Annotated in this window: 16 protein-coding genes and 2 pseudogenes; 12 read left to right on the top strand and 6 right to left on the bottom strand. The window is 74.4% G+C overall.

Going from position 1 to position 22,222, the window contains the following annotated elements:
• Positions 1 to 73 precede the first annotated feature (73 nt).
• The gene (locus tag O7625_RS02875; protein ID WP_282344127.1) at positions 74 to 898 is read left to right on the top strand and encodes a helix-turn-helix transcriptional regulator; all 825 of its coding nucleotides are present in this window, start codon (positions 74 to 76) and stop codon (positions 896 to 898) included.
• Positions 899 to 1,014: 116 nt separating this feature from the next.
• On the opposite strand, the gene O7625_RS02870 is transcribed toward O7625_RS02875, so the two are convergent.
• Positions 1,015 to 1,425: a DUF5319 domain-containing protein gene (locus O7625_RS02870; RefSeq protein WP_067309774.1), complete on the bottom strand. Its 411-nt coding sequence runs from the start codon at positions 1,423 to 1,425 to the stop codon at positions 1,015 to 1,017.
• A 196-nt stretch (positions 1,426 to 1,621) separates the two neighbouring features.
• Between O7625_RS02870 and guaB the strand changes: the two genes are divergently transcribed.
• The 3 genes from guaB to O7625_RS02855 all read left to right on the top strand — a co-directional run bounded on the left by guaB (position 1,622) and on the right by O7625_RS02855 (position 5,931).
• The gene (guaB, locus tag O7625_RS02865; RefSeq protein ID WP_067309723.1) at positions 1,622 to 3,184 is read left to right on the top strand and encodes an IMP dehydrogenase; all 1,563 of its coding nucleotides are present in this window, start codon (positions 1,622 to 1,624) and stop codon (positions 3,182 to 3,184) included.
• Positions 3,185 to 3,214: 30 nt separating this feature from the next.
• A complete protein-coding gene (locus O7625_RS02860) occupies positions 3,215 to 4,333 on the top strand; it encodes a GuaB3 family IMP dehydrogenase-related protein (RefSeq protein WP_282344124.1) in 1,119 nt (372 codons plus the stop codon).
• Positions 4,334 to 4,482: 149 nt separating this feature from the next.
• Positions 4,483 to 5,931, top strand: coding sequence for a M1 family metallopeptidase (locus tag O7625_RS02855; protein ID WP_282344122.1), 1,449 nt, complete (start codon positions 4,483 to 4,485; stop codon positions 5,929 to 5,931).
• A 99-nt stretch (positions 5,932 to 6,030) separates the two neighbouring features.
• Here O7625_RS02855 and O7625_RS02850 read toward each other — a convergent pair whose 3' ends face one another.
• Entirely contained in the window at positions 6,031 to 7,149 is a 1,119-nt protein-coding gene (locus O7625_RS02850) for an LCP family protein (RefSeq protein WP_282344120.1), read from the bottom strand.
• A 123-nt stretch (positions 7,150 to 7,272) separates the two neighbouring features.
• On the opposite strand from O7625_RS02850, the gene O7625_RS02845 reads away from it, so the two are divergent.
• Positions 7,273 to 8,979 (top strand): GMC family oxidoreductase, encoded by a 1,707-nt coding sequence (locus O7625_RS02845; protein WP_282344118.1) that lies wholly within the window; start codon positions 7,273 to 7,275, stop codon positions 8,977 to 8,979.
• 68 nt (positions 8,980 to 9,047) lie between these two features.
• Positions 9,048 to 10,604, top strand: a complete 1,557-nt coding sequence (gene guaA / locus O7625_RS02840) for a glutamine-hydrolyzing GMP synthase (RefSeq protein ID WP_282344116.1) — start codon at positions 9,048 to 9,050, stop codon at positions 10,602 to 10,604.
• Positions 10,605 to 10,827: 223 nt separating this feature from the next.
• On the opposite strand, the pseudogene O7625_RS02835 reads toward guaA, so the two are convergent.
• Positions 10,828 to 11,067: pseudogene (locus O7625_RS02835) on the bottom strand (PspC domain-containing protein); the annotation flags it as partial.
• Between the two features lie 144 nt (positions 11,068 to 11,211).
• On the opposite strand from O7625_RS02835, the gene O7625_RS02830 reads away from it, so the two are divergent.
• The 3 genes from O7625_RS02830 to O7625_RS02820 all read left to right on the top strand — a co-directional run bounded on the left by O7625_RS02830 (position 11,212) and on the right by O7625_RS02820 (position 14,737).
• Positions 11,212 to 12,159, top strand: a complete 948-nt coding sequence (locus O7625_RS02830) for an NUDIX hydrolase (RefSeq protein WP_282344114.1) — start codon at positions 11,212 to 11,214, stop codon at positions 12,157 to 12,159.
• Positions 12,160 to 12,386: 227 nt separating this feature from the next.
• The gene (locus O7625_RS02825; protein WP_282344112.1) at positions 12,387 to 13,460 is read left to right on the top strand and encodes an NUDIX domain-containing protein; all 1,074 of its coding nucleotides are present in this window, start codon (positions 12,387 to 12,389) and stop codon (positions 13,458 to 13,460) included.
• Between the two features lie 347 nt (positions 13,461 to 13,807).
• Entirely contained in the window at positions 13,808 to 14,737 is a 930-nt protein-coding gene (locus tag O7625_RS02820) for a CDP-alcohol phosphatidyltransferase family protein (RefSeq protein ID WP_067309749.1), read from the top strand.
• Positions 14,738 to 14,800: 63 nt separating this feature from the next.
• Here O7625_RS02820 and O7625_RS02815 read toward each other — a convergent pair whose 3' ends face one another.
• From O7625_RS02815 to O7625_RS02805, 3 genes and pseudogenes are all read right to left on the bottom strand, one after another.
• A complete protein-coding gene (locus O7625_RS02815) occupies positions 14,801 to 16,048 on the bottom strand; it encodes a phosphatidylserine decarboxylase (protein ID WP_282344109.1) in 1,248 nt (415 codons plus the stop codon).
• A gap of 538 nt (positions 16,049 to 16,586) precedes the next feature.
• Positions 16,587 to 16,769, bottom strand: a pseudogene (locus O7625_RS02810) (hypothetical protein); the annotation flags it as partial.
• Positions 16,766 to 18,370, bottom strand: a complete 1,605-nt coding sequence (locus O7625_RS02805) for a PspC domain-containing protein (protein ID WP_282344107.1) — start codon at positions 18,368 to 18,370, stop codon at positions 16,766 to 16,768. The pseudogene O7625_RS02810 and the gene O7625_RS02805, both read right to left, overlap by 4 nt.
• A 168-nt stretch (positions 18,371 to 18,538) precedes the next feature.
• On the opposite strand from O7625_RS02805, the gene O7625_RS02800 reads away from it, so the two are divergent.
• From O7625_RS02800 to O7625_RS02790, 3 genes are all read left to right on the top strand, one after another.
• On the top strand, positions 18,539 to 19,834 hold the full coding sequence (locus O7625_RS02800) for an ATP-binding protein (protein ID WP_067309776.1): 1,296 nt from the start codon (positions 18,539 to 18,541) through the stop codon (positions 19,832 to 19,834).
• A 1-nt stretch (position 19,835) separates the two neighbouring features.
• The gene (locus tag O7625_RS02795) at positions 19,836 to 20,522 is read left to right on the top strand and encodes a response regulator transcription factor (RefSeq protein WP_067309759.1); all 687 of its coding nucleotides are present in this window, start codon (positions 19,836 to 19,838) and stop codon (positions 20,520 to 20,522) included.
• Between the two features lie 170 nt (positions 20,523 to 20,692).
• Entirely contained in the window at positions 20,693 to 21,889 is a 1,197-nt protein-coding gene (locus O7625_RS02790) for a thioester domain-containing protein (RefSeq protein WP_282344103.1), read from the top strand.
• Positions 21,890 to 22,222: the final 333 nt, after the last annotated feature.

Below are 22,222 nucleotides of genomic sequence, written 5' to 3'. Positions count from 1 at the left end.
TCGGAGGATTGCCGGGAACCTCCTCCCCGGTGGAGCCCGTCATGGTCTGCTCGTGTCCGGAGAGGAGAACACCGTGCGTACCGTTCTCGTATGCGTTCGGACACCGCTCGCCGCGCAGCAGTTGGCGAACGCGGCGGCTCGACTCGGCCTGGCCGCGGTCGTCCGGACGGCTGTCTCCGATCCCGAGGTGATGCTGCGGCTCGCCGAGCGCCCGGCCGACGTGGTGCTCGCCGACACGGCGCTCACCCGGCCGGACAGCGCCGGCTTCGTCCGCCGGGTGCTGGCCCGTGCGCCCCAGGCCTCGGTGCTGCTGCTCGGCACCGAGGAGTCGGAGGCGGCGGCGGCCACCATCAGCGCCGGGGCGCGGGGCCTGATCCAGGGCGCCGACCACGACCTGACCAGCGCGGTGGCCAAGGCCCTGCTGCTGCTCTCCGCGCCCGGCCGGCCCGCCCGGCACCGGGTCGCCGACCCGGCCCGGGACACCGCCGCGGTCGGCGCGCCACCCCGGCCCGCCGCCGGTCGACCGCCGGCATCGGGCTGGTCGCCGCCGGCCGCCGAGGGGCCACCCGGAGCGCCGTCGGTGGTGCCCGTGCAGCGCGGGGACGACGAGGTCGAGGGGGAGTCGGACGCCGGCGCGGCCGAGCCGCCACCGACCGGCACCCTGCCGCGCCCTACCTCCGGCGCCCGTGGCGGCCGCAGCTCCGTCGGGCTGACCGAACGCGAACTTCAGGTGCTGCTCGGCATGGCCGAGGGCAAGAGCAACGCCGAGATCGGTCGGGAGCTGTTCGTCTCGGAGGACACCGTCAAGACGCACGCCCGCCGGCTGTTCCGCAAGCTCGGTGCCCGCGACCGGGCGCACGCCGTGGCCGCCGGCTTCCGCGCCGGCCTGGTGGCCTGAACGCCCCGGCGACCGACCCGGCCCCGACCGGACGGCCGTCCGCGGACCGGCCCGTTCGCGGACGGCCCGGTGGACGCGGCCCGGTGGATGCAATCCGGTGGACGCGGTGCGGTGGGTCAGTCGTCCGGGTCGGCCTCGTCGCCGGTGGACTCGGTCAGCGTGTCGTGCACCCCGTCGGCGTAGCCCCGCGCGTAGTCCCAGGTGACGTAGTGGTCGGGGTCGGGGTCGTAGGCGGGCTCGTGCACCCGGGGCCGACCGGAGCTGAGCAGGTGCCGCAGGTTGCCCCGGAGCAGGTCCCAGTCGAAGTAGTGCGGCTCGCGGCAGTCCTCGCACTCGATGACCAGGCCACGGACCCCGATCGGGGCCAACAGGGCCTGGTAGATCTCCAGGTCGGCGAGGTCTTCCAGCACGTCCTGCCGCTCGACCTCGGTCAGCGGGTCGAGCGGGGCGTCGTCGCCCGGGTCGTCCAGCCCCGCAGCCGGATCGGCCGGGTCGCCGTTGAACGGGTCGATGGGCTCGTCGTGCACCCCCTCACCGTAGACCCAACGCCCGCGGCACGCGCCCCCCGGCGGTCGCGGGGGCCGCGCCGGCCTCGGCCGGTCGCCGACGAGGGCGGCCCAGGTCACTGGGTACGATGAGACGACTCGCCGTCACCCCGGCGTGCGCCGGTCGCCGCGTGCGCCGCCTCGCTGAATCCCGTTCGAGCAGCTCAGGGGAGCAATCGTGGAGAATTCGCCCAGCACCGATCTTCCGGCCGGCGTCGACAACGGCGAGTTTGCGGGCCATCTGCCGGAGCTGCCCGCCGGGTCGGCCCGGGTGGTGCCGCTCGGTCTGACCTTCGACGACGTGCTGCTCCAGCCGGGCGAGTCGGACGTGGTGCCCAGCCGGGTGAACACCCGCACCCGGCTCACCCGCAACGTCGAGCTGACCATCCCGCTGCTGTCCAGCGCGATGGACACCGTCACCGAGGCCCGGATGGCGATCGCCATGGCCCGCCAGGGCGGTATCGGCGTGCTGCACCGCAACCTCTCCCTGGAGGACCAGGCGCTCCAGGTCGACCTGGTCAAGCGCTCCGAGTCCGGCATGATCACCAACCCGGTGACGGCCAGCCCCGAGGACACCCTCCGCGAGGTCGACGAGCTGTGCGGTCGCTACCGCATCTCCGGCGTCCCGGTGGTCGACGGCGACGGCCAGCTGGTCGGCATCGTCACCAACCGGGACATGCGCTTCGTCTCCGACCCGACCACCCCGGTCCACGCGATCATGACCCGGACGCCCCTGGTCACCGCCCCGGTGGGGGTCAGCAAGGACGACGCGCTGGCGCTGCTGCGTCAGCACAAGGTCGAGAAGCTGCCGATCGTGGACGACTCGGGCCGGCTGCGCGGCCTGATCACCGTGAAGGACTTCACCAAGAGCGAGCAGTACCCGGAGGCGACCAAGGACGACGCCGGCCGGCTGCGGGTCGCCGCCGCCATCGGCGTGGGCGAGGACGCCTACAAGCGGGCCCGCACCCTGGTCGACGCGGGCGTCGACGTGCTGATCGTGGACACCGCGCACGGCCACCAGCGGGCCGTGCTGGACATGGTCCGCCGGCTCAAGGCCGACGTCACGATCGACATCGTGGGCGGCAACGTGGCCACCTACGCCGGGGCGAAGGCCCTGGTCGACGCCGGTGCCGACGGGGTGAAGGTCGGGGTCGGCCCGGGTGCCATCTGCACCACCCGGATCGTGGCCGGGGTCGGTGTGCCGCAGGTGACCGCGATCATGGAGGCGGCCCGCGCGGCCCGCCCGGCCGGTGTCCCGGTGATCGGTGACGGCGGCATCCAGTACTCCGGCGACATCGCCAAGGCCCTGGTGGCCGGTGCCGACACGGTGATGCTCGGCAGCCTGCTGGCCGGCTGCGAGGAGAGCCCCGGCGAGCTGATCTTCGTCAACGGTAAGCAGTTCAAGGCGTACCGGGGGATGGGGTCGCTGGGCGCGATGCAGTCCCGGGGCCAGGCCAAGTCGTACAGCAAGGACCGCTACTTCCAGCAGGACGTGCTCAGCGACGACAAGCTGGTCCCGGAGGGCGTGGAGGGCCAGGTGCCCTACCGGGGGCCGCTGTCCCGGGTGGCCCACCAGCTCGTCGGCGGGCTGCGGCTGGCGATGGGGTACGCCGGCGCGGAGAACATCGTCGACCTGCACCACCGGGGCCAGCTCATCCGGATCACCGCGGCCGGGCTCAAGGAGAGCCACCCGCACGACATCCAGATGACCGTCGAGGCGCCCAACTACCACACCCGCTGACCCACCACCCCCAACCATCTGGAGTCCCTCATGCGTGACGTGGTCGAGATCGGGCTGGGCAAGACCGCGCAGCGCGGTTACCACCTGGACGACATCGCCATCGTGCCCAGCCGGCGGACCAGGGACGTCGACGACGTCTCCACCGGCTGGCAGCTCGACGCCTACCAGTTCGACATCCCCTGTGTCGGTCACCCGTCGGACGCCACCATGAGCCCCGCCTCCGCGGTGCGGCTCGGCCAGCTCGGCGGCCTCGGCGTGCTCAACGTCGAGGGCCTCTGGACCCGGTACGAGAACCCGGTCAAGATCCTGGAGGAGCTGGCCGGTCTGGGCGAGGACGCCCGCGCGACCAAGCGGCTCCAGGAGGTCTACGCCGAGCCGATCCGCCCCGACCTGATCGCCGAGCGGGTCCGCGAGCTGCGGGCCGGTGGCAGCACGGTGGCCGTCCGGGTCTCCCCGCAGCACACCCTGGCGCTGGCCCCGGTGATCCTGGACGCAGGCGTCGACATCCTGGTCATCCAGGGCACCATCGTCTCGGCCGAGCACGTCTCGACCACCGACGAACCGCTGAACCTCAAGGAGTTCATCGCCGACCTCGACCTCCCGGTGGTCGTCGGCGGTTGCACCGACTACAAGACGGCGCTGCACCTGATGCGGACCGGGGCGGCCGGGGTGATCGTCGGTATCGGCGGCGACGACTGGTCGACCACCGAGTCGGTGCTCGGCATCCGGGTGCCGATGGCCACCGCAATCGCCGACGCCGCCGCGGCCCGCCGCGACTACCTCGACGAGACGGGCGGACGCTACGTCCACCTGATCGCCGACGGCGACATCCAGACCTCCGGCGACATCGCCAAGGCGCTCGGCTGCGGCGCGGACGCGGTGATGCTCGGCGAGCCGCTGTCGCTCTGCGACCAGGCCCCGGCCGGCGGCGCGTGGTGGCACTCGGCGGCCAGCCACCCGTCGCTGCCGCGCGGCGCGTTCGAGGTGGCCGGCGAGTCGCTCGGTTCGATGGAGCGGCTGCTCTTCGGCCCGGCCGACGAGCCGGACGGCCAGCTCAACCTCTTCGGCGGGCTGCGTCGGGCGATGGCCAAGTGCGGCTACCGCGACCTGAAGGAGTTCCAGCGGGTCGGTCTGGTCCTGGACCGCTGATCCGCCCCGGTGACCGGCCGGTCCCGCCCGGGTCCGGCCGGCCACCACAGGTCCCGCCCGCCGGTCCGCTGTTCGGGGTACGTGGGGCCGGAGCGCTCGGTAGGCTGCGCGCACGACGGGGTGGGCGAACGGGGGTGTGCAGGGTGGCCATGAGCCGGCACCGGCGCGGCCTCGCGCTGCTGGTGGCCGTGTCGCTGGCGCTGGCCGGCTGCACCGCCGACCGCAGGCCGGGGGCGGGCTCCCGGTCGACGCCGACGTCCAGCCCGAGCCCGACCCCCGGCCCGGCCGGCGTCGGTGACCCCTACTTCCCGACCGCCGGCAACAGCGGGTACGACGTCGACCGGTACACCCTCAGGGTCCGCTACGACCCGGCCACCGACGAGCTGCGCGGCACCACCACCGTGCGGGCCACCGCCACCGCCGAGCTTCCCCTGTTCCACCTCGACCTGGCCGGCCTGACGGTGCGGCGGGTGACCGTGGACGGCACGCCGGCTCGGCACGCCCGCGACGGAGCCGAGCTGGTGGTCACCCCGGCCGCGCCGGTCCGCGCCGGGGCGGTCTTCACCGTCGAGGTCGGCTACGACGGTCGGCCGGTGCCGCTGCGCAACGAGACGATCGGCGAGGGCGGTTGGCTGCACACCGCCGACGGGGCGGTCGCGCTCGGCCAACCCGAGTCGGCGAGCACCTGGTTCCCGGTCAACGACCACCCCTCCGACAAGGCCACCTACGACGTCGAGATCACCGTGCCGCAGGGGCTGGTGGCGGTCGCCAACGGCGTGCCGCAGGGGCAGCGTCCCGCGGCCGGCGGCTGGACCACGTGGCGCTGGTCCGAAGCCACCCCGATGGCGAGCTACCTGAGCACGGTGGTGATCGGGAAGTACCGCACCACCACCGGCGAGCACCGGGGCCGACCGGTGTTCAGCGCGGTGGCCAGCAGCCTGCCCCGGGGGGCCGCCGACGCGTCGGTCGCCCGCACCCTGGAGGTCGCCGACCACCTGGAGAGCATCTTCGGGCGGTACCCGTTCGGGGCGTACGGCGGGGTGGTGGTCGACGAGCCCCGGATCCGGTACGCGCTGGAGACCCAGAGCCGGCCGGTCTACTCGGCCAACTTCTTCCGGGCCGGCGAGAACACCGGGGTGGTGGCGCACGAACTGGCCCACCAGTGGTTCGGCGACAGCATCACGGTGGCCCGCTGGGAGGACATCTGGCTCAACGAGGGGCTGGCCACGTACGCCGAGTGGCTCTGGGCCGAGCACCAGGGCGGGGACACCACGCAGGCCGCCTTCGACCAGGAGTACGTCTCCTCCGACGACCAGCTCTGGCGGGTGCCGCCCGGTGCGCCCGGGGTGGCGAACCTGTTCAGCAGCTCGGTCTACCAGCGGGGTGCGATGACCGTGCACGCGCTGCGGGTGACGGTCGGCGACGACGCCTTCTTCCGCATCCTGCGGACCTGGGTGGCGGAGAAGCGCGACGGCAACGCCACCACCGCCGAGTTCGTGGCCACCGCCGAGCGGGTCTCCGGGCAACAGCTCGACGGCCTCTTCGCCGCTTGGCTGTACGGCACCGAACGCCCCCCGACCCCCACCCGGGCCGGCTGAGCCGCCACCCTGCGCCGGCCTGCCACTCCGCGCCGACCTGCCACCCTGCGCCGGCCCGCCGCCCGGTGACCGCCGGGCCGGGTCGAGTGGCCGGACCGGTCAGTTCTTGACCCGCAGCTCGGGGTGGGCGTCCAGGTAGCTCTCGGCCCGGCCGGCCTTGAGCGCGGGCAGGAAGTCCTTGCCGACCTTGGTGAGCTGCTCGCCCCGGTAGCTGCTGCCCTTGCCCACCCCGTCGCCGGGCAGCCCGACCAGGGTGATCCGGTCGGCGCTCAGCCCGCCCAGCGCGTACGCCAGGTCGACGATGCGCGGCCCGCCCGCGTAGACCAGGGTGTCGCCGAGCGCCGCCACCACCTGGTCCACCCGCTCGGGTTCGCGGGCCAGGTTCTCGCCGAGGATCTTGGCGGCCAGCGCCCGGAGGAGCTGCTGCTGGTGCCGCTGCCGGGCGTAGTCGCCGCCGGTGATGTAGCGCTGCCGGGAGTAGTCCAGCGCCTGCCAGCCGTTGAGGTGCCGCTCGCCCTTCTCGTAGACCATCTGCGGGCCGGTGTACCCGCCACCGCCGGGGGCCGGGTCGCGGTACCTGCCGTCCGGCCGGCGGTGCAGCGAGGGAACCCGCTGGTCGACGTAGAGGTCCACCCCGCCGAGGGTGTCGACCAGCCGGTCGAAGCCGTTGAAGGTGATCACCGCACCGGCGTCGAAGCGCAGCCCGGTGTACCCGGCGACGGTGCTGCGCAGCAGCTCGTACCCCTGGGCGGCGCTGGGGTTCTTGGGCTTGCCCGGCACCCGGCTGCCGTAGCTCATCGCGTGGGTGAGCTTCGTCCGACCGCCCCGGTAGCCCGACTTGGGGAACGCCGGGATGTCGACGACCAGGTCGCGGGGGAGCGAGAAGAGGTACGCCCGGTCCAGCCCGGCCGGCACGTGCAGGATCAGCACCGCGTCGCCGTGCGGTTCCCAACCGGGCACGCTGACCCGGGTGTCCACCCCGACCAGGAGCAGGTTGAGCGGGCCGGTGATGGCCGCGCCGGGGGGCGGGGTCGGGCTGGGGGTGGGGCTCGGCGTGGGGCTGGCGGTCGTGGCGACCGGCCCGGCCGTACGCCGTGGCCCGTCGTCGCGGACCTGCCGGGTCACCACCAGGGCGACCACCGCCACCAGTACGACACCGACCAGGGCGGCCAGCCCCCACACCCATCGTGGACGTCCCGTTCCGGTTTCCTGAGTCATCGCTCGCCACCCCCGTCTGCACAACGCTCCGACCGGCCCTGCGGGTTGCGATCGGCGACGGTCAGCATGATCGCGCGAAATCCGGCACTGGCGCGATGGCTACCCGCCGGTAATGATGCGGTCATGCGGTACGACGTGCTCGTCATCGGCTCCGGCTTCGGCGGCAGCGTCGCCGCGCTGCGGCTGGCCGAGAAGGGCTACACCGTCGGGGTGCTGGAGGCGGGCCGACGGTTCGCCGACGACGAGTTCCCGCAGACCTCCTGGCGGCTGCGCCGGTTCCTCTGGGCGCCCCGGCTCGGCTGTTACGGGCTGCAACGGATCACCCTGCTCCGCCCGGCCCACCGCAGGGCCGGCGGCGGCGTGCTGGTGCTCTCCGGGGCCGGGGTGGGCGGCGGCTCACTGGTCTACGCCAACACCCTCTACGAGCCGCCGGAGGCCTTCTACACCGACCCGCAGTGGCGCGACGTCACCGACTGGCGGGCCGAGCTCGCCCCGCACTACGACCAGGCCAGCCGGATGCTCGGGGTGACGAGATACCCCCGGCACACCGCGGCGGACCGGGCGATGCGGGCGGTCGCCGAGCGGATGGGGGTCGGGCACACCTTCGGGCCGACCCCGGTGGGGGTGCACCTGGGCCGTCCCGGCCAGCGGGTGGCGGACCCGTACTTCGGTGGCGCGGGGCCGGCGCGCACCGGCTGCACACACTGCGGCTCGTGCCTGACCGGCTGTCGGCACGGCGCCAAGAACACCCTGGTCAAGAACTACCTGTGGCTGGCCGAACGGCTCGGCGCGCGGGTCCACCCGCTGACCACGGTCACCGCCGTCCAGCCGGCCGACGGCGGGGGCTACCGGGTGCACGCCGTACGCACCGGGGGCTGGTCGCGGCGTCGTCAGGTGTTCCACGCCGACCAGGTGGTCTTCGCGGCCGGTGCGCTCGGCACCCAGCGGCTGCTGCACGAGATGCGGCAGACCGGCGCGCTGCCCCACCTGTCGGAGCGCCTCGGCGCGTTGACCCGGACCAACTCGGAGGCGATCCTCGGCGCGTCGGTGGGCCGCCGGCAGGCCCGGCGGCGCGGCCTGGACTTCACCGACGGGGTGGCGATCACCAGCTCGTTCCACCCCGACCCGCAGACCCACGTCGAGCCGGTCCGCTACGGCCGGGGCGCCAACGCGATGGGGCTGCTCCAGTCGCTGCTGGTCGACGGCGGCCCGCACCGGTTCCGGCGCTGGCTGGGGGCGATCGTGCGGCAGCCCCGGCTGGCCGTCCGGCTGCTCTCGGTACGCCGCTGGTCGGAGCGGACGGTGATCGCGCTGGTGATGCAGTCGGCGGACAACTCGCTGACCACCCACTGGCGGCGGGGGTGGCTGGGCCGGCGGCGGCTGGTCGCCGGCCCCGGGCACGGCGCACCCAGCCCGACCTGGATCCCGGCCGGCAACGAGGCGGTCCGGCTGCTCGCCGAGGAGATCGACGGCACTCCCGGCGGGGCGCTGACCGAGCCGTTCGACATCCCGCTGACCGCGCACATCCTCGGCGGGGCGGTGATCGGTGTCACCCCGGCCGACGGGGTGATCGACCCGTGGCACCGGGTGCACGGGCATCCGGGGCTGCACGTGGTCGACGGAGCGGCGGTCTCGGCCAACCTCGGGGTGAACCCGTCGCTGACGATCACCGCGCAGGCGGAACGGGCGATGTCGTACTGGCCGAACAAGGGTGAACCGGACCCCCGGCCGCCGCTCGGGTCGGCGTACACCCGGGTGGTGGCGGTGCCGCCGCGGCACCCGGCTGTCCCGGCGGACGCCCCCGGCGCGCTACGCGGTCGACCACGGTGACGTGGCCCGGCGGGCCCGGGGCGGCCCGCGCCCGGGCCGGGGAGTGACTGTCGGTAGGCTTTGCGCGCATGAGCACGCCTCGCCCCGTCCTCGTGGTGGACTTCGGAGCCCAGTACGCCCAGCTCATCGCGCGCCGGGTGCGCGAGGCGAAGGTCTACTCGGAGATCGTCCCGCACTCCATGCCGGTCGCCGAGATGCTGGCGAAGGACCCGGCCGCGATCATCCTGTCCGGCGGCCCGTCCAGCGTCTACGCCCCGGACGCCCCGCAGATCGACGCCGGGCTGTTCGACGCGGGCGTGCCGGTCTTCGGCATCTGCTACGGCTTCCAGGCGATGGCCCAGGCGCTCGGCGGCACGGTCGCCCGGACCGGCAACCGGGAGTACGGCGGCACCCCGCTGCGGCCCCGGCTGCTCGACCCGGGGGTGCTGCTGCGGGACCTGCCGGCGGACCTGCCGGTCTGGATGAGCCACGGCGACGCGGTGACCGAGGCCCCGGCCGGTTTCACGGTGACCGCCGAGTCGGCGGGCGCCCCGGTCGCCGCCTTCGAGGACCTGGCCGGTCGCCGGGCCGGTGTGCAGTTCCACCCCGAGGTGGGGCACACCGCGCAGGGGCAGGAGATGCTGCGCCGCTTCCTCTACGACATCGCCGGCATCGAGCCCACCTGGACGCCGCAGAACATCATCGACGAGCAGGTGGCCCGGATCCGCGCCCAGGTCGGCGACAAGGAGGTCATCTGCGGCCTGTCCGGCGGGGTCGACTCGGCGGTCGCCGCCGCGCTGGTCCACCGGGCGGTGGGGGACCAGCTCACCTGTGTCTTCGTCGACCACGGCCTGCTGCGCGCCGGTGAGGCCGAGCAGGTGGAGAAGGACTACGTGGCGGCCACCGGCATCAAGCTCAAGGTGGTCGACGCGGCCGACCGGTTCCTCGGCGCGCTGGCCGGGGTGACCGACCCCGAGCAGAAGCGGAAGATCATCGGCCGGGAGTTCATCCGGGTCTTCGAGGCCGCCGCCCGTGAGGTCGCCGCGCACGGCGACGTCGAGTTCCTGGTGCAGGGCACCCTCTACCCGGACGTGGTGGAGTCCGGCGGCGGCACCGGCACCGCCAACATCAAGAGCCACCACAACGTCGGCGGCCTCCCGGACGACCTGAAGTTCGCCCTGGTCGAGCCGCTGCGCACGCTGTTCAAGGACGAGGTCCGGGCGCTCGGGCTCCAGCTGGGCCTGCCCGAGGCGATGGTCTGGCGGCACCCGTTCCCGGGGCCGGGCCTGGCCATCCGGATCATCGGCGCGGTCGACCGGGAGCGGCTGGCCCTGCTGCGTCAGGCCGACCTGATCGCCCGCGAGGAGCTGACGGCCGCCGGCCTGGACCGGGGCGTCTGGCAGTTCCCGGTGGTGCTCCTGGCCGACGTGCGCAGCGTCGGGGTGCAGGGTGACGGGCGCAGCTACGGGCATCCCGTGGTGCTGCGCCCGGTCTCCAGCGAGGACGCGATGACCGCCGACTGGTCCCGGCTGCCCTACGAGGTGGTGGCCCGGATCTCCACCCGGATCACCAACGAGGTCGCCGAGGTCAACCGGGTGGTCCTGGACGTGACCAGCAAGCCGCCGGGCACCATCGAGTGGGAGTGAGCCGGGCTCAGCCGGCCGTCGGCGGGGTCGTCGGCGGCTGCGGCCCGGTCGCCGGCCCGCCCGGCTGGACCCCGGTGGTCGGGGCCGCCGGCTGCGGCCAGGTGGTGGCCGTCTCCGCCGGCTGCGGCCAGGCGGTCGGCGCGGCTTCCTGCGGCCAGGCGGTCGGAGCCGTCCCCTGCGGCCAGGTGGTCGGACCCGTCGGCGGCTGTGCCGCCGGGTCCGTCGGGTGCGGCCAGGCCGGTGCGCCCGCCGGCTCCTCGGGCATCAGGAACCACATGATCGGGTACGCCAGCGCGGCGAGACCGCCGGTGACCAGGGTCGCCACCGCGAACAGCACCCGGACCAGGGTGGGGTCGACGGCGAAGTAGCGGCCGAGGCCGCTGGCGACGCCGGCCACCATCCGGTCGGTGGTCGGCCTGCGGAGTTGTTTGTACGGGGCGTGGGAGGTGCTCGTCGAGGTCATGTCTCCACGGTCCGCGCCGGCCGCCCCGCCGACCTCGGTGACCGCCCGGAGGCTTACCCTGATCGGTCCCTGAGTAGCCAGCCCTGAGTCAGGAATCCGACTCTTTTCCGCGTCGGTAACGCGACCCGGGGAGAATTTGGCTCCGTGACCACCTTGCTGGAGCCGCTCCGCAGGATCGCGGCATATGCAGTCTGTGCAGATTCAGTCGGCCGAGTGTTGCTGGTCCGCGCATCGGAGCGCTCCGGCACCCCCGGCGTATGGTCCCTGCCCGGTGGGGCGGTAGACCACGGCGAGGACCCGAACCACACCGTCGTCCGGGAGACCGCCGCCGAGACGGGCCTCTCGGTAGCCGTCAACGGTCTGGCGGACGTCCTGGCCGACATGCGCGCCCTGCCCGAGCGGCGCATCACCATCCACACCGACCGCCTGATCTACCAGGTCTCGGTGCGCGGGGGCACCCTCACCGACCGGGTGGACCGCTCCACCGACCTGGCCCGCTGGCACACCCTCGACGAGGCGCGGCAGCTGCCGTTGCGGGCGTTCACCGCCCGCGCCCTCGGGCTGCCGGCCTCCTCGGCCGACGTGGTCCCCGACGAGGCCCCCGAGTTCCCCTCCTTCTACGCCGTGCCCGGCCCGGACGGGCTGCACCGGGCGCAGCGCTTCGCCGCGTACGCGGTGGCCACCGACCCGGCGGGCCGGGTGCTGCTGACCCGGGTCTCCGACGGCTACCCGGGCGCGGGCTGCTGGCACCTGCCCGGCGGCGGCACCGACTACGGCGAGCAGCCGGGCGCGGCGCTGATCCGTGAGCTGGTCGAGGAGACCGGGCAGACCGGCCGGCTGGTCGAGCTGCTCGGGGTGGCCAGCCACCGGGACGCCGCCTCGCTCGGCCCCGAGGGCTACCCGATCGACTGGCACGGCGTACGGGCCTTCTACCGGGTGATGGTCGACCAGCCCGCCCCGCCGACCGTCACCGACGTGGGCGGCTCCACCTGTGAGGCCCGCTGGTTCGCCCGGGAGGAGCTGGGTGCCCTGCCCACCGACCGGCTCACCGAGGTCACCGCCGAGGCGGTGCAGGCCGCCCGCCTCACCTGACCTGACGGCTCCCGCACCTGACCTGACGCCCGGCCGGTGCCGAACCGGCTCCCGCCCTGGGCGGTGCCGAGCCGGTCGCCGCCGCGGTCGCCGTCCCGGTCGGTGGCCCGGGCGGCGCCGCGGTCGGTGGCCCGGTCGGCGACCGCCGGTCGCCTCCACGCCGTCCGATCCGGGCCGGCGACCGCTAGCCTCATGATCGACGGGGCGGCCGGGACGGGGAGCACGACATGCGGGAACGGCGACGGATCGCGGCGTACGGCCGGGGTGTGGACGACACCGGCCGGGTGCTGCTGGCGCGCGGGGCGGCGGCCGACCCGTACCCGGGGATCTGGCGGCTGCCGGGCGCGGTCGTGCGGCATGCGGAGCACCCGGCCGACGCCGTGGCCCGCGGGTTCACCCACCGCGCCGGGCTGGACGTGACGGTGGGCGGGGTGCGCGCCGCGGTCGCCGACGTGACCGTGCACCGGGCCGGGGATGCCGAGGTGTCGGTGCACACCGACCGGTTGGTCTTCGACGTCACGGTGCGGGACGACCGTCCGCGCTCCCGGGCGGGCGGGGACGCCGACGGGCTGGTCTGGTGCACCCCGGAGCAGGCGGCGGCGCTGCCGCTGCTGCCGTTCACCGCCGAACTGCTCGGCCTGCCGGTCACGTCGCCGCCCGTCGCCCCGCCGCCCCTTGTCGCCCCGCCCGGCGAACCGCCGGCCGGGTCGGCGGAGGCGACAGCTCCACCGGTCGGATCGGCGGGCGCGACGGTTGCGCCGACCCGACCGGCGGATACGACAGATCTGGGCGGCGGATCGGCGGACGCGACGGAACCGGCACCCGGATCGGTCGATGCGCCGGATCCGGCCGGCCCGGCGGTTGACCGCAGGCAGCGGTTCGCCGCGTACGGCCTGGTCACCGCGCCCGACGAGCGGTTGTTGCTCACCCGGATCGCCCCCGGTTATCCGGGGGCCGGCAAGTGGCACCTGCCCGGCGGCGGCACCGATCACGGTGAGCGGCCGGTCGACGGGCTGTTACGGGAATTGGTCGAGGAGTCCGGCCAACGGGGTCGGGTCGATCGGCTGCTCCTGGTCGACAATCTCCACAATGCGGCCGCAATGGGTCCGGAGGGGCGACCGCTGGACTGGCACGGAGTACGGGTGATCTACCGGGTGCTGGTCGACGAGCCCGGTGAGCCGGTGGTCACCGAGCAGCCGGGTGGATCGACGGCGAGCGCCGCATGGTTTGCATTTTCCCAGCTCAGCGGCCTTGATCTGACTGATGTCGCCATTCTGGCAACCGGACGTACGGTCGGATGACGGTCGCTCGACGAGCCGGTCGGGGCGGGCTCCGGTAAAGTCAGGCCTGCGGTTGGCGAAGAAAACAGGTGATGAAGCCCGAGATGGGAATAAGAGGGCGGTTCGCGCGGTTTAAGGGATATAGAACACCGCCGGCAGCTATCGCCAATCACCACGCCCCTGTGCAATGGTGTACTCCGCTTGAACGGCTGCCGGGCCAAGAGCGGTCCGGCACGAGACAGCCGGACACCCGCCCGTACGGGCGGCCAGCCGATCCGGTGATGGAGGAAATCGTGCCGAGAGCCCCATGGCGCCGGCGTCGTACGACCGACAGTCCGCGCCCCGCAGGACGTCGCTGGGCGGGCCGGTTGCGCCGCAGCAGCACATTCGCCCGCCAGGTTCTGCTGGTGCGGGTGGGGCGTCGCGACGGCGACCAGCTCAACGGCACCGACCTGGTCCTGCCCGAGCACCGCGTCGACCGTCAGCGTCGCCGGTACGGGTTCGACCGTCGGGGGATCGGCCTCGACCGCGCCGAGATCGAGGCGGTCGTGCCGGTCAGCCCGGCGCTCGCCCCGGCCACCCCGGTCGACGACGCGCCGGCGATGGCGGTCCCGCTGCTCCCCGGCGCGCGTACCCCCGCCCGCCGGATGAAGTTCGCGCTGGTCAACGCCTGCACCCTGGCCAGCCTGGTGCTCGGCATCAACGCCATCTTCGTCGCCATGAACGGCCAGGCCCGGATCGCGGCCCTGCTGCTGATCGCCTGTGTCGTCTTCGACGGTCTCGACGGCGCGCTGGCCCGCAAGTTCGGCGTGTCCAGCCCCTTCGGCGCGCAGATGGACTCGCTGGCCGACATGTGCTCCTTCGGCCTCGCCGCCCCGGTGGTGGTCTACGCCTCGCTGGCCGGGGCGGCCCCCACCGCCGCCGCGGCGGTCGCGGCGGCCCTCGTGGCGTCCTGCGCCGCGATCCGGCTCGCCCGGTTCAACGTCTCGCCCAAGGACGGCCGGTTCTTCTGCGGCGTGCCCACCACCATGGCGGCGGCGGTGCTCGCGCTCACCGTGGCCATCGGGCTGCCGCTGCCGGCGACCGTGCAGATCGGCGGGGTGGCGCTGCTGGCCTTCGCGATGGTCTCCAGCTTCCCGTACGCCAAGCTGGCCCGGCTGGTCAAGCTGCCGCCGTGGCTCTGGCTGGCCCCGGCCGTCGGCGCGCTGGTCGACATCCGGCTCACCTTCGCCCTCGTGGTGGTGGGCTACCTGGTCAGCGGGCCGCTGCTCTGGCTGCACCAGCGTCGGGCCGCCTGACCGTCCCCCGCTACGAACAGGGGCGCCGCGATCCGCGGCGCCCCTGTTCGCGTGGGTGTCGGCTCAGCTCCAGCGGGCGATGACCGTGGACCCGCCGACCACCTTGTCGCCCGGGCCGACCAGCGGCTCGGCGGCGTCGGCCGGCAGGTAGACGTCGGTACGGGAGCCGAACCGGATCAGCCCGAACCGCTCACCCCGGGCCAGCAGCGCCCCCACGGGTGCCCGCTGCACGATCCGGCGGGCGATCAGCCCGGTCCGCTGCGCCACCACCACGGTGCCGTGCGCGGTGTCCAGCACCGTGTAGGCGGCGACGTTGTGCTCGGCGTCCGGCTTCATCGCGTTGACGAAACCGCCGTCGGCGACGAAGTAGTCCACCACCTTGCCGGCCACCGGCGTGCGGTTGACGTGCACGTCCAGCACCGACAGGAAGACCGCGATCCGCAGCCACTCACCGTCGCCGAACCGCTCGTCGTGCAGCCGCTGCACCGACAGCACCCGGCCGTCCGCGGCGGCGACCACCGCCGAGGGGTCCTCCGGCACGTCCCGCTGCGGATCCCGGAAGAAGGCGGCCACCGGTGCGGCGGCGAGCGCCGGCACCAGCCACAGCTTCGACTTGGGCCGGACGACCCGGGCGACCGCCGCCAGACCCAGCGCGATGCCGGCCGCCGCGACCCCGTTCGAGTCGATGTGCATCCCCCGGGTCAGCGGCACGCTCGACGGCCGGTACGCCGGGGCGAGCTGGGCGGCCGAGGCGGCGCCGGCCGGGGTGAACCGCAGGTGGTGCACCCGCACCGGCGGGGAGTTGCGCAGCACCAGGTCGGTGCGGACACCGTGCAGCACCCCGTACCGGTCGAGTTCGGCGGCGGACCCGTCGGTGCGGAACACCGGTGCGGCCACGCTCAGCACCGCGCCCCCGGTCAGGTACTTGGTGAGGCCGTCGATCGCGTCGCGGGTCTCCTCACCGGTGCCGGTGAACGGCTCGGCGGCGATGACCAGCTCGGCGGCGTCCGCCTCGACGAGGGAGTCGACCACCCGTACCCGGTCGGCGACCCAGCGGCCCTGGGCCGTCACGTGCTCGCGCAGCGCGGCGGCGTCGGTCGTCGGGGCGGGCACGACGGTCAGTGTGTCCCCGGGCAGCAGCGCGTCGATCGCCGCGGCGAGGACCGCGGCCCCGGGGGCCGCGCCCACCAGCAGGGCGGCCTTCGGGTCGTTGCGTCGGGCGAGTTCGGCGACGAGGGTACGGGCGGCACGCTCGCCGATGCGGACCGGACCGGTGGGACCGGAGGGGCGCACGGCGGGGGACTGGGTCATGTCGGGCGGACTCCTGACGGGGTAGGGACGGACGTCGCGGCGGGACCGCCTCGGGTGCGCCCCGGGCCGGGCGCCCCGGCGCAGCCACCGGCGGACCCGACAACAGGGCGGCCGGGCGGAGGCGGGATCTCCCCGGCCAGCATACGAGCCGGCGGACGCCACCCGCACCGGTGCGGGTGGCGTCCGCCGGCTCGTCCGTTCAGCGGGACGGCGGTGGCGGGTCCAGCCGGTCCGGGGTCGAACCCGGGCCGGTGGCCGGTGCGCCGGGGTCCGGCCGGGCCACCGCGTCACCCACCGAGAGTCGACCGTCGCCCGGCCCGGGGGTCTCGGCTGCCTCGCCCCGGTCGTCCGGCCCGCCCGGCCGGTCGGGGCGGAAACTGTCGTGCAGCTCGGCCGTCTCCCGGCTGCCCAGGTGCAGCTCGGCCGTGTCCCGGGTGCCGGGGCTCGGCTCGGCCGTCTCGCGGGTGCCGAGGTGCAGCTCGGCCGTGGGGGAGCTGGTCGTGGGGGCGGCGTCGGCCGCGGGCTGCCGGTCCTGGTTGCGGGCCGACCGTACGGCCCCGACCAGTCCGAGCAGCCCGATCAGCACCAGCGCGCCGGCCAGGAACCAGCCCACCGCCGGCAGGGCCAACCCGAGGATCTGGGCCAGCAGCCACCAGAGGGCGAGCCCGACGAAGATCAGTCCGAACACGAACGAGACCAGATCGGTGCGGTGGGCCTTCACCGGGTCACCTCCAGGTTGCCCGCGTTGACCTGGACGGTGAGCCGCAGCGTGCCGCCGCCGGGTCCGTCCTGCCCCAGGTCGGTGAGCTGCCGGGCCCGCCCCTCCAGGCCACCGGTACGCCGTCCGAACACGGTGGCCTCCCCGGCCTTGACGTTGGTCACCGCGGTGACGTCCACGTTCGGCGGCACCACGATGAGGGCCTCGCCGAAGTTCACCACCACGGTGAGGTCGGTGTCCTGCTTGTCGAAGTCCACCGCGCGCAGGTCCAGGGTCGCGTCGCCGAAACTGTTCTCGTAGCGGTCGGCGAGTTCCCGGTAACTGGTCGGCGCCCAGGTGACCGCTCCGTCGACGCCCCGGACCCGGTCGTAGGACTCGGCGACGGTGGCGACGCCGAGGGCGGCGGCGGCGACCAGGCCGAGGGCGATCAGCCAGCGGGCCCGGCCGAACCAGGTGCCCACCAGCAGGCCGAGCCCGATGGTGGCGAGCACTGCGGCGAAGTAGCCGGCCGCGCCGATCGGGAAGACGTCGAGCAGGTCCAGGATGGCGACCACGCCGACGACCAGGAAGATCAGCGAGAAGGTCGCGGCACCCAGCGCCGACCGTTCCTTCGGCTTCTTCGGTGGCTTGACCCGGGGCGCGGGCGGTGCCACCGGTGCGCCTCCGCCGGCGTACGGGCCGTGCGGGGCGAACGGCGGCCGGTAACCCGCGCCGGGGGACGGGGGGACCACCACCGGCGGGGCGGTGGGGCCGCCGGGCTGTGGCGGGCGGGGCGGCCAGTTCGGCGCGTCCGCCCGGGTCGCGGTGATCTCCATCGGGGGGGCCGCCGGCCAGGCCGGCAGGGGGGCGGTACGGGCCTGCGCGGGCCAGCCCTCCGACTTCCCGGTACGCGCCGCCGGCCACACCGCCGGTGCCCCGGCACGCGACGGGAACGGCGCGGTGGGTGCCGCCGGGGTGGCCGGGGCGGGTGCCGGGTAGCCGACCGGGATGACCGGCCCGGTGGGGGTGACCGGCCCGGGTGGTGGCCCGCCCGGCCCGGCGGCCGGGACGGCGTCCCGGCTCTCCCGGTTGAGCAGCAGCGCGCCGCCGATGAGGATGGCCGCTCCCAGCAGCACCGCCCGGAACGCGTCGGTGACGATGTACCCGAAGCTGACCGCGACCAGGATGGTCAACACGATCACCGTGATCGGGGACATGCTCGACCGGCCCCGGCCGAGCATCGACTCCAGCGGCGAGGCGCTGTCGCCCTCACCCGGGATGATCAGCCAGGCGGCCACGTAGACCAGGATGCCGACCCCGCCGAAGAACCCGAGCACGGCGAGCAGCACCCGCCACAGCACCGGGTCGGTGTTGGTGGCCCGGCCGATCGCCGCGCAGACCCCGGCGAGGTAGCGGCCGTCGCGGGGCCGGACCAGGCCGTACCGTGAGGTGAAGCCGGCACCGCCGGACGGCGGGGGATAGCCTCCGGGCGGTCTCGGCGCGTCGTCGCCCCCCGTGGGCGGCGTGGGCGCCGTCGGCGGTGGCCCGGCGGCGGAGCCGGGCGGTGGCGTGCCACCCGGTGCGGCCACCGGAGGGTACGGCGGCGGGGCGGGGTCCTCGGTCATGACTCGATCCTGCGGCGTCCCCGGGCCGAGTTGCCTCCGGAACCGACCCTGACCCCACCCTGAGATCCCGGCGGGCGGATGTCCGGGGCGTCCCCGTGGCCGGTGCCGTCCCCCACGTGTGACGATCGGAGCGGCACCGCACCGCACGGTGTCCGTCCGCCACCCACCGTGACCAGGGAGCCTCTGATCAGCGTCGTGACTCCGCCACCGCGTCTGTACCGGGCGCCCGAGCACCGGCTGGCCGCCGGTGTGGCCGCCGGCATCGCCGACCACCTCGGCATCTCGGTGCTGCGGGTCCGCGTCGCGTTCATGGTGCTGCTCGGGCTCAGCGGCCTGGGCCTGCTGCTGTACGCGGCGTTCTGGGCGGTGGTGCCGCTGCGGCCCGGGGACACCGCCTCCCCGCCCCGGCGCGATCCCGGGCAGCTCCTGCCGTTCGTGGCGATCGGCCTCGGTGTGCTGCTGGTCCAGGTGCTGGTCTTCGACTCGGTCGGCGCGGCGGGCACCGCCGGCTGGCTGGTGGCGATCATCGCGGTCGGGGCCGGGGTGATCTGGCACCAGTCCGCGCCGGAGCGTCGCCGGCAGTGGAGCGGGTCGATGCCGGTGCCGTGGCTCGGGGCGGTGGTGGAGGAGAGCGACCGACGGGCCTTCCTGCTCCGCTTCGCCGGCGGTGCGGTGCTGGTCGCCGTCGGCATCATCGGCGTCGCCGCGGTCTACTCCCCGGTGCAGAACCTCGACGCGGTGGTCAACGGTGTGATCTTCGCGCTGGTCGGGCTGGTCGGTGTCGGGGTGGTGGCCGCCCCGCTGCTGTGGCGCACCTGGAACCAGCTCCGTTCGGAGCGGGAGGGGCGCATCCGGGAGCAGGAGCGTGCCGAACTGGCCGCCATGGTGCACGACCAGGTGCTGCACACCCTCGCCCTGATCCAGCGCAACGCCAGCGACGTCAAGACGGTGCAGCGACTCGCCCGGGGTCAGGAGCGGTCGTTGCGCAACTGGCTCTACAAGCCGACCGCCTCACCGACCGAGCGGTTCGCGGCGGCGCTGGAACAGGCCGCCGCCGAGGTGGAGGACACCTTCGCGATCACCGTCGAGGCGGTGGTGGTGGGTGACCGGGAGACCGACGAGCGGGTCGGCGCGCTGGTGGCGGCGGCCCGGGAGGCGCTGGTCAACGCCGCCCGCCATGCCGGGGTGCAGACCGTGTCGCTCTATGCCGAGGTGGAGCCGGAGCAGGTGAGCGTCTTCGTCCGGGACCGGGGGAAGGGCTTCGACCCGGCTACCGTGGAGGATCACCGGCACGGGGTCCGGGGGTCGATCATCGGGCGGATGAAGCGGCACGGTGGCCGGGCGGAGATCCGTTCCGAGCCCGGGGAGGGCACGGAGGTCCGGTTGATGCTGCCCATCACCAACACCGGTACCGGCACCAACGCCGGCACGGGCACCGGCACCACGGCGGAAAGGGACAGCTGAGATGGCGGAGCAGTCGATGGATCCGGGCGCGGACGCCCCGGCCCGGGTGGAGCGGTTGCGGGTCTTCCTCGTCGACGACCACGCGATGTTCCGGGCCGGTGTCCGGGCCGAGCTGGGCCGGCACGTCGAGGTGGTGGGAGAGGCGAGCACGGTGGCCGAGGCGGTCACCCGGATCGCGGTGACCGGGCCGGACGTGGTGCTGCTCGACGTGCACATGCCCGACGGCGGCGGCCGGGCGGTGCTGGACGCGATGCGTCGCAGCCACCCGCAGGTGAAGTTCCTGGCGCTGAGCGTGTCCGACGCCGCCGAGGACGTGATCGGGCTGATCCGGGCGGGTGCCCGGGGGTACGTCACCAAGACCATCTCCCCGGACGAGCTGACCGACGCGATCCGCCGGGTCGCCGACGGGGACGCCGTGTTCAGCCCCCGGTTGGCCGGTTTCGTGTTGGACGCCTTCGCGGCCCGGCCGGACACCCCGGTCGCCGACCCCGAGCTGGACCAGCTCACCAACCGTGAGCGCGAGGTGCTGCGCCTGCTCGCCCGGGGGTACGCGTACAAGGAGATCGCCAAGGAGCTGTTCATCTCGATCAAGACGGTCGAGACGCACGTGTCCAACGTGCTGCGCAAGCTCCAGATGTCCAACCGGTACGAGCTGTCCCGCTGGGCGGCGGACCGACGACTCGTCTGACACCCCTCATTCCGGGAGTATCGCCCCAGGGGCTGACAAGAGATCAATTCGTGTCGGATAATGCCCCGTCGCCTTCGCGCGTGCGGTGCCCACGGCCCCGCGGGACGGCGACGCACGCCGGCCCGCCGGGAGCGGGCCGGCCCACCCCTGGGGAGAGGTGCACGGAACTGATGTTCGTTGAACGAGGACGACGCTGGGCGGGTCTCGCCGCGGCGCTCGTCACCGGTGGCGCGCTGGTGCTCGCCGTAGCCGGTCCGGCCGCCGCCGAGCCGACCGTCAAGGGTGTGGCGCGGGCGGTGCCGGGCACCAGCGTCACGCTGAAGCTGGACGGCCGGGCGCAGAAGACCTCGGCGCTGGCCCTGGAGCTGAAGGACGGCACGGTGCCGGTCTTCTGCATCGACTTCCACACCCCGGTGGCCCGCGACGGTGAGTACGCCGAGGGCACCTGGAGCCAGTCGGAGGTCAAGAACCTCGGCCGGGTGCAGTGGGTGCTCACCCACGGTTACCCCAACGCCGACCGGGCGAAGCTGCTCGCCGCCGCCGGGGCCACCATGCCCGCCGGGCTGTCCGACACCCGGCGCGACACCCTGCTCTACTTCGGCACCCAGACGGCCGTCTGGCACTTCAGCGACGGCGTCGCCCTGGGCGAGTGGACGCGCGGGCTGACCGCCGCCGCCGAGTACGACGTGATCCGGCGGGTCCACGACTACCTGGTGCGCAACGCCACCGACCAGCCGGAGCCGAAGGCCGAGCTGAGCCTGGACCCGGCGTCCGCCACCGCGACCACCGGCGGGCGGGCCGGGCCGTTCACCGTGCACGGGCCGTCCGGGGAGATCGCGCTGAAGGTCGACGGTGGGACGGCCGTCGACGCCGACGGTCGTACGGTCGGCACGACCACCAACGGTGGCCGGTTCTGGCTGACCGCCACCGCTGTCGGCCGGGTCACGGTGACCGTCTCCGCGCCGGACTCGGTCTCCTTCGGGCGGGTCTTCCTCTTCTCCGGCGGCAAGAACGCCAAGCAGAAGCTGATCCTGGGCGGGAGCACCGGCACCTCGGTCACCGCCGCCGCGGCGGCGAGCTTCGCCGCCGCCCCCGCCTCGCCGTCGCCGTCGGCCACCCCGTCCGGGTCGCCGTCGCCGTCGCCCTCCCCGTCGGCCTCGGTGGAGTCGCCGTCGCCGTCCGCCCCGGCGGAGTCCTCGTCGCCGGCGAGTCCGGCCCCGTCGACCTCGCCGGCCAGCAACGGAGGCGGGCTGCCGTTGACCGGTTCGCCGATCGCGATGGCCGCCCTGGCCGGGCTGGCGCTGCTCGCCTTCGGCGCGGTGGCGGTGCTGCTGGTCCGCCGTCGCAAGGTCCGCTTCACGGTCTGACGTACCGGTACGGTCGGCCCCGGCACCCGGTGGTGTCGGGGCCGGCCCGTTTCCGGCTCCCCGCGCCGGGTGTGCCGGGGTGTCCCCGCTGTCCCGGTAGCGCGGGCCGGAAGGGGGAGGGGCGGGGGACCGGAAGGTGCTGGCCGGCTGGCCGGCAGCCGTCTCCGCCCGGCCACGTCGGCATCATCCGGATGGGCAAAAACGGCCAACGCTCGGTGGACGTCGGGACGCCCCAACCGGGACGCGGGAAAGCTCACACCGCTCGTCCCCTGGTCGCGGCCTGTCGGAGCTGACTTGCTGTCTTTCCTGCTCAGAGCGGTACGACCAGGGCAT

Origin of the sequence: Micromonospora sp. WMMD714 (assembly GCF_029581315.1) — a bacterium.
Lineage (GTDB): Bacteria > Actinomycetota > Actinomycetes > Mycobacteriales > Micromonosporaceae > Micromonospora > Micromonospora rifamycinica.
The sequence above is the reverse complement of the archived record's forward strand: the minus strand, read 5'-3'. Positions and strand labels throughout refer to the sequence as shown.

Coding starts and splice junctions, on each gene's coding strand:
- O7625_RS02860 (WP_282344124.1), top strand. CDS start 3,215: ATGCGTGACGTGGTCGAGATCGGGCTGGGCAAGACCGCGCAGCGCGGT.
- O7625_RS02855 (WP_282344122.1), top strand. CDS start 4,483: ATGAGCCGGCACCGGCGCGGCCTCGCGCTGCTGGTGGCCGTGTCGCTG.
- O7625_RS02850 (WP_282344120.1), bottom strand. CDS start 7,149: ATGACTCAGGAAACCGGAACGGGACGTCCACGATGGGTGTGGGGGCTG.
- O7625_RS02845 (WP_282344118.1), top strand. CDS start 7,273: ATGCGGTACGACGTGCTCGTCATCGGCTCCGGCTTCGGCGGCAGCGTC.
- guaA (WP_282344116.1), top strand. CDS start 9,048: ATGAGCACGCCTCGCCCCGTCCTCGTGGTGGACTTCGGAGCCCAGTAC.
- O7625_RS02825 (WP_282344112.1), top strand. CDS start 12,387: ATGCGGGAACGGCGACGGATCGCGGCGTACGGCCGGGGTGTGGACGAC.
- O7625_RS02815 (WP_282344109.1), bottom strand. CDS start 16,048: ATGACCCAGTCCCCCGCCGTGCGCCCCTCCGGTCCCACCGGTCCGGTC.
- O7625_RS02805 (WP_282344107.1), bottom strand. CDS start 18,370: ATGACCGAGGACCCCGCCCCGCCGCCGTACCCTCCGGTGGCCGCACCG.
- O7625_RS02795 (WP_067309759.1), top strand. CDS start 19,836: ATGGCGGAGCAGTCGATGGATCCGGGCGCGGACGCCCCGGCCCGGGTG.
- O7625_RS02790 (WP_282344103.1), top strand. CDS start 20,693: ATGTTCGTTGAACGAGGACGACGCTGGGCGGGTCTCGCCGCGGCGCTC.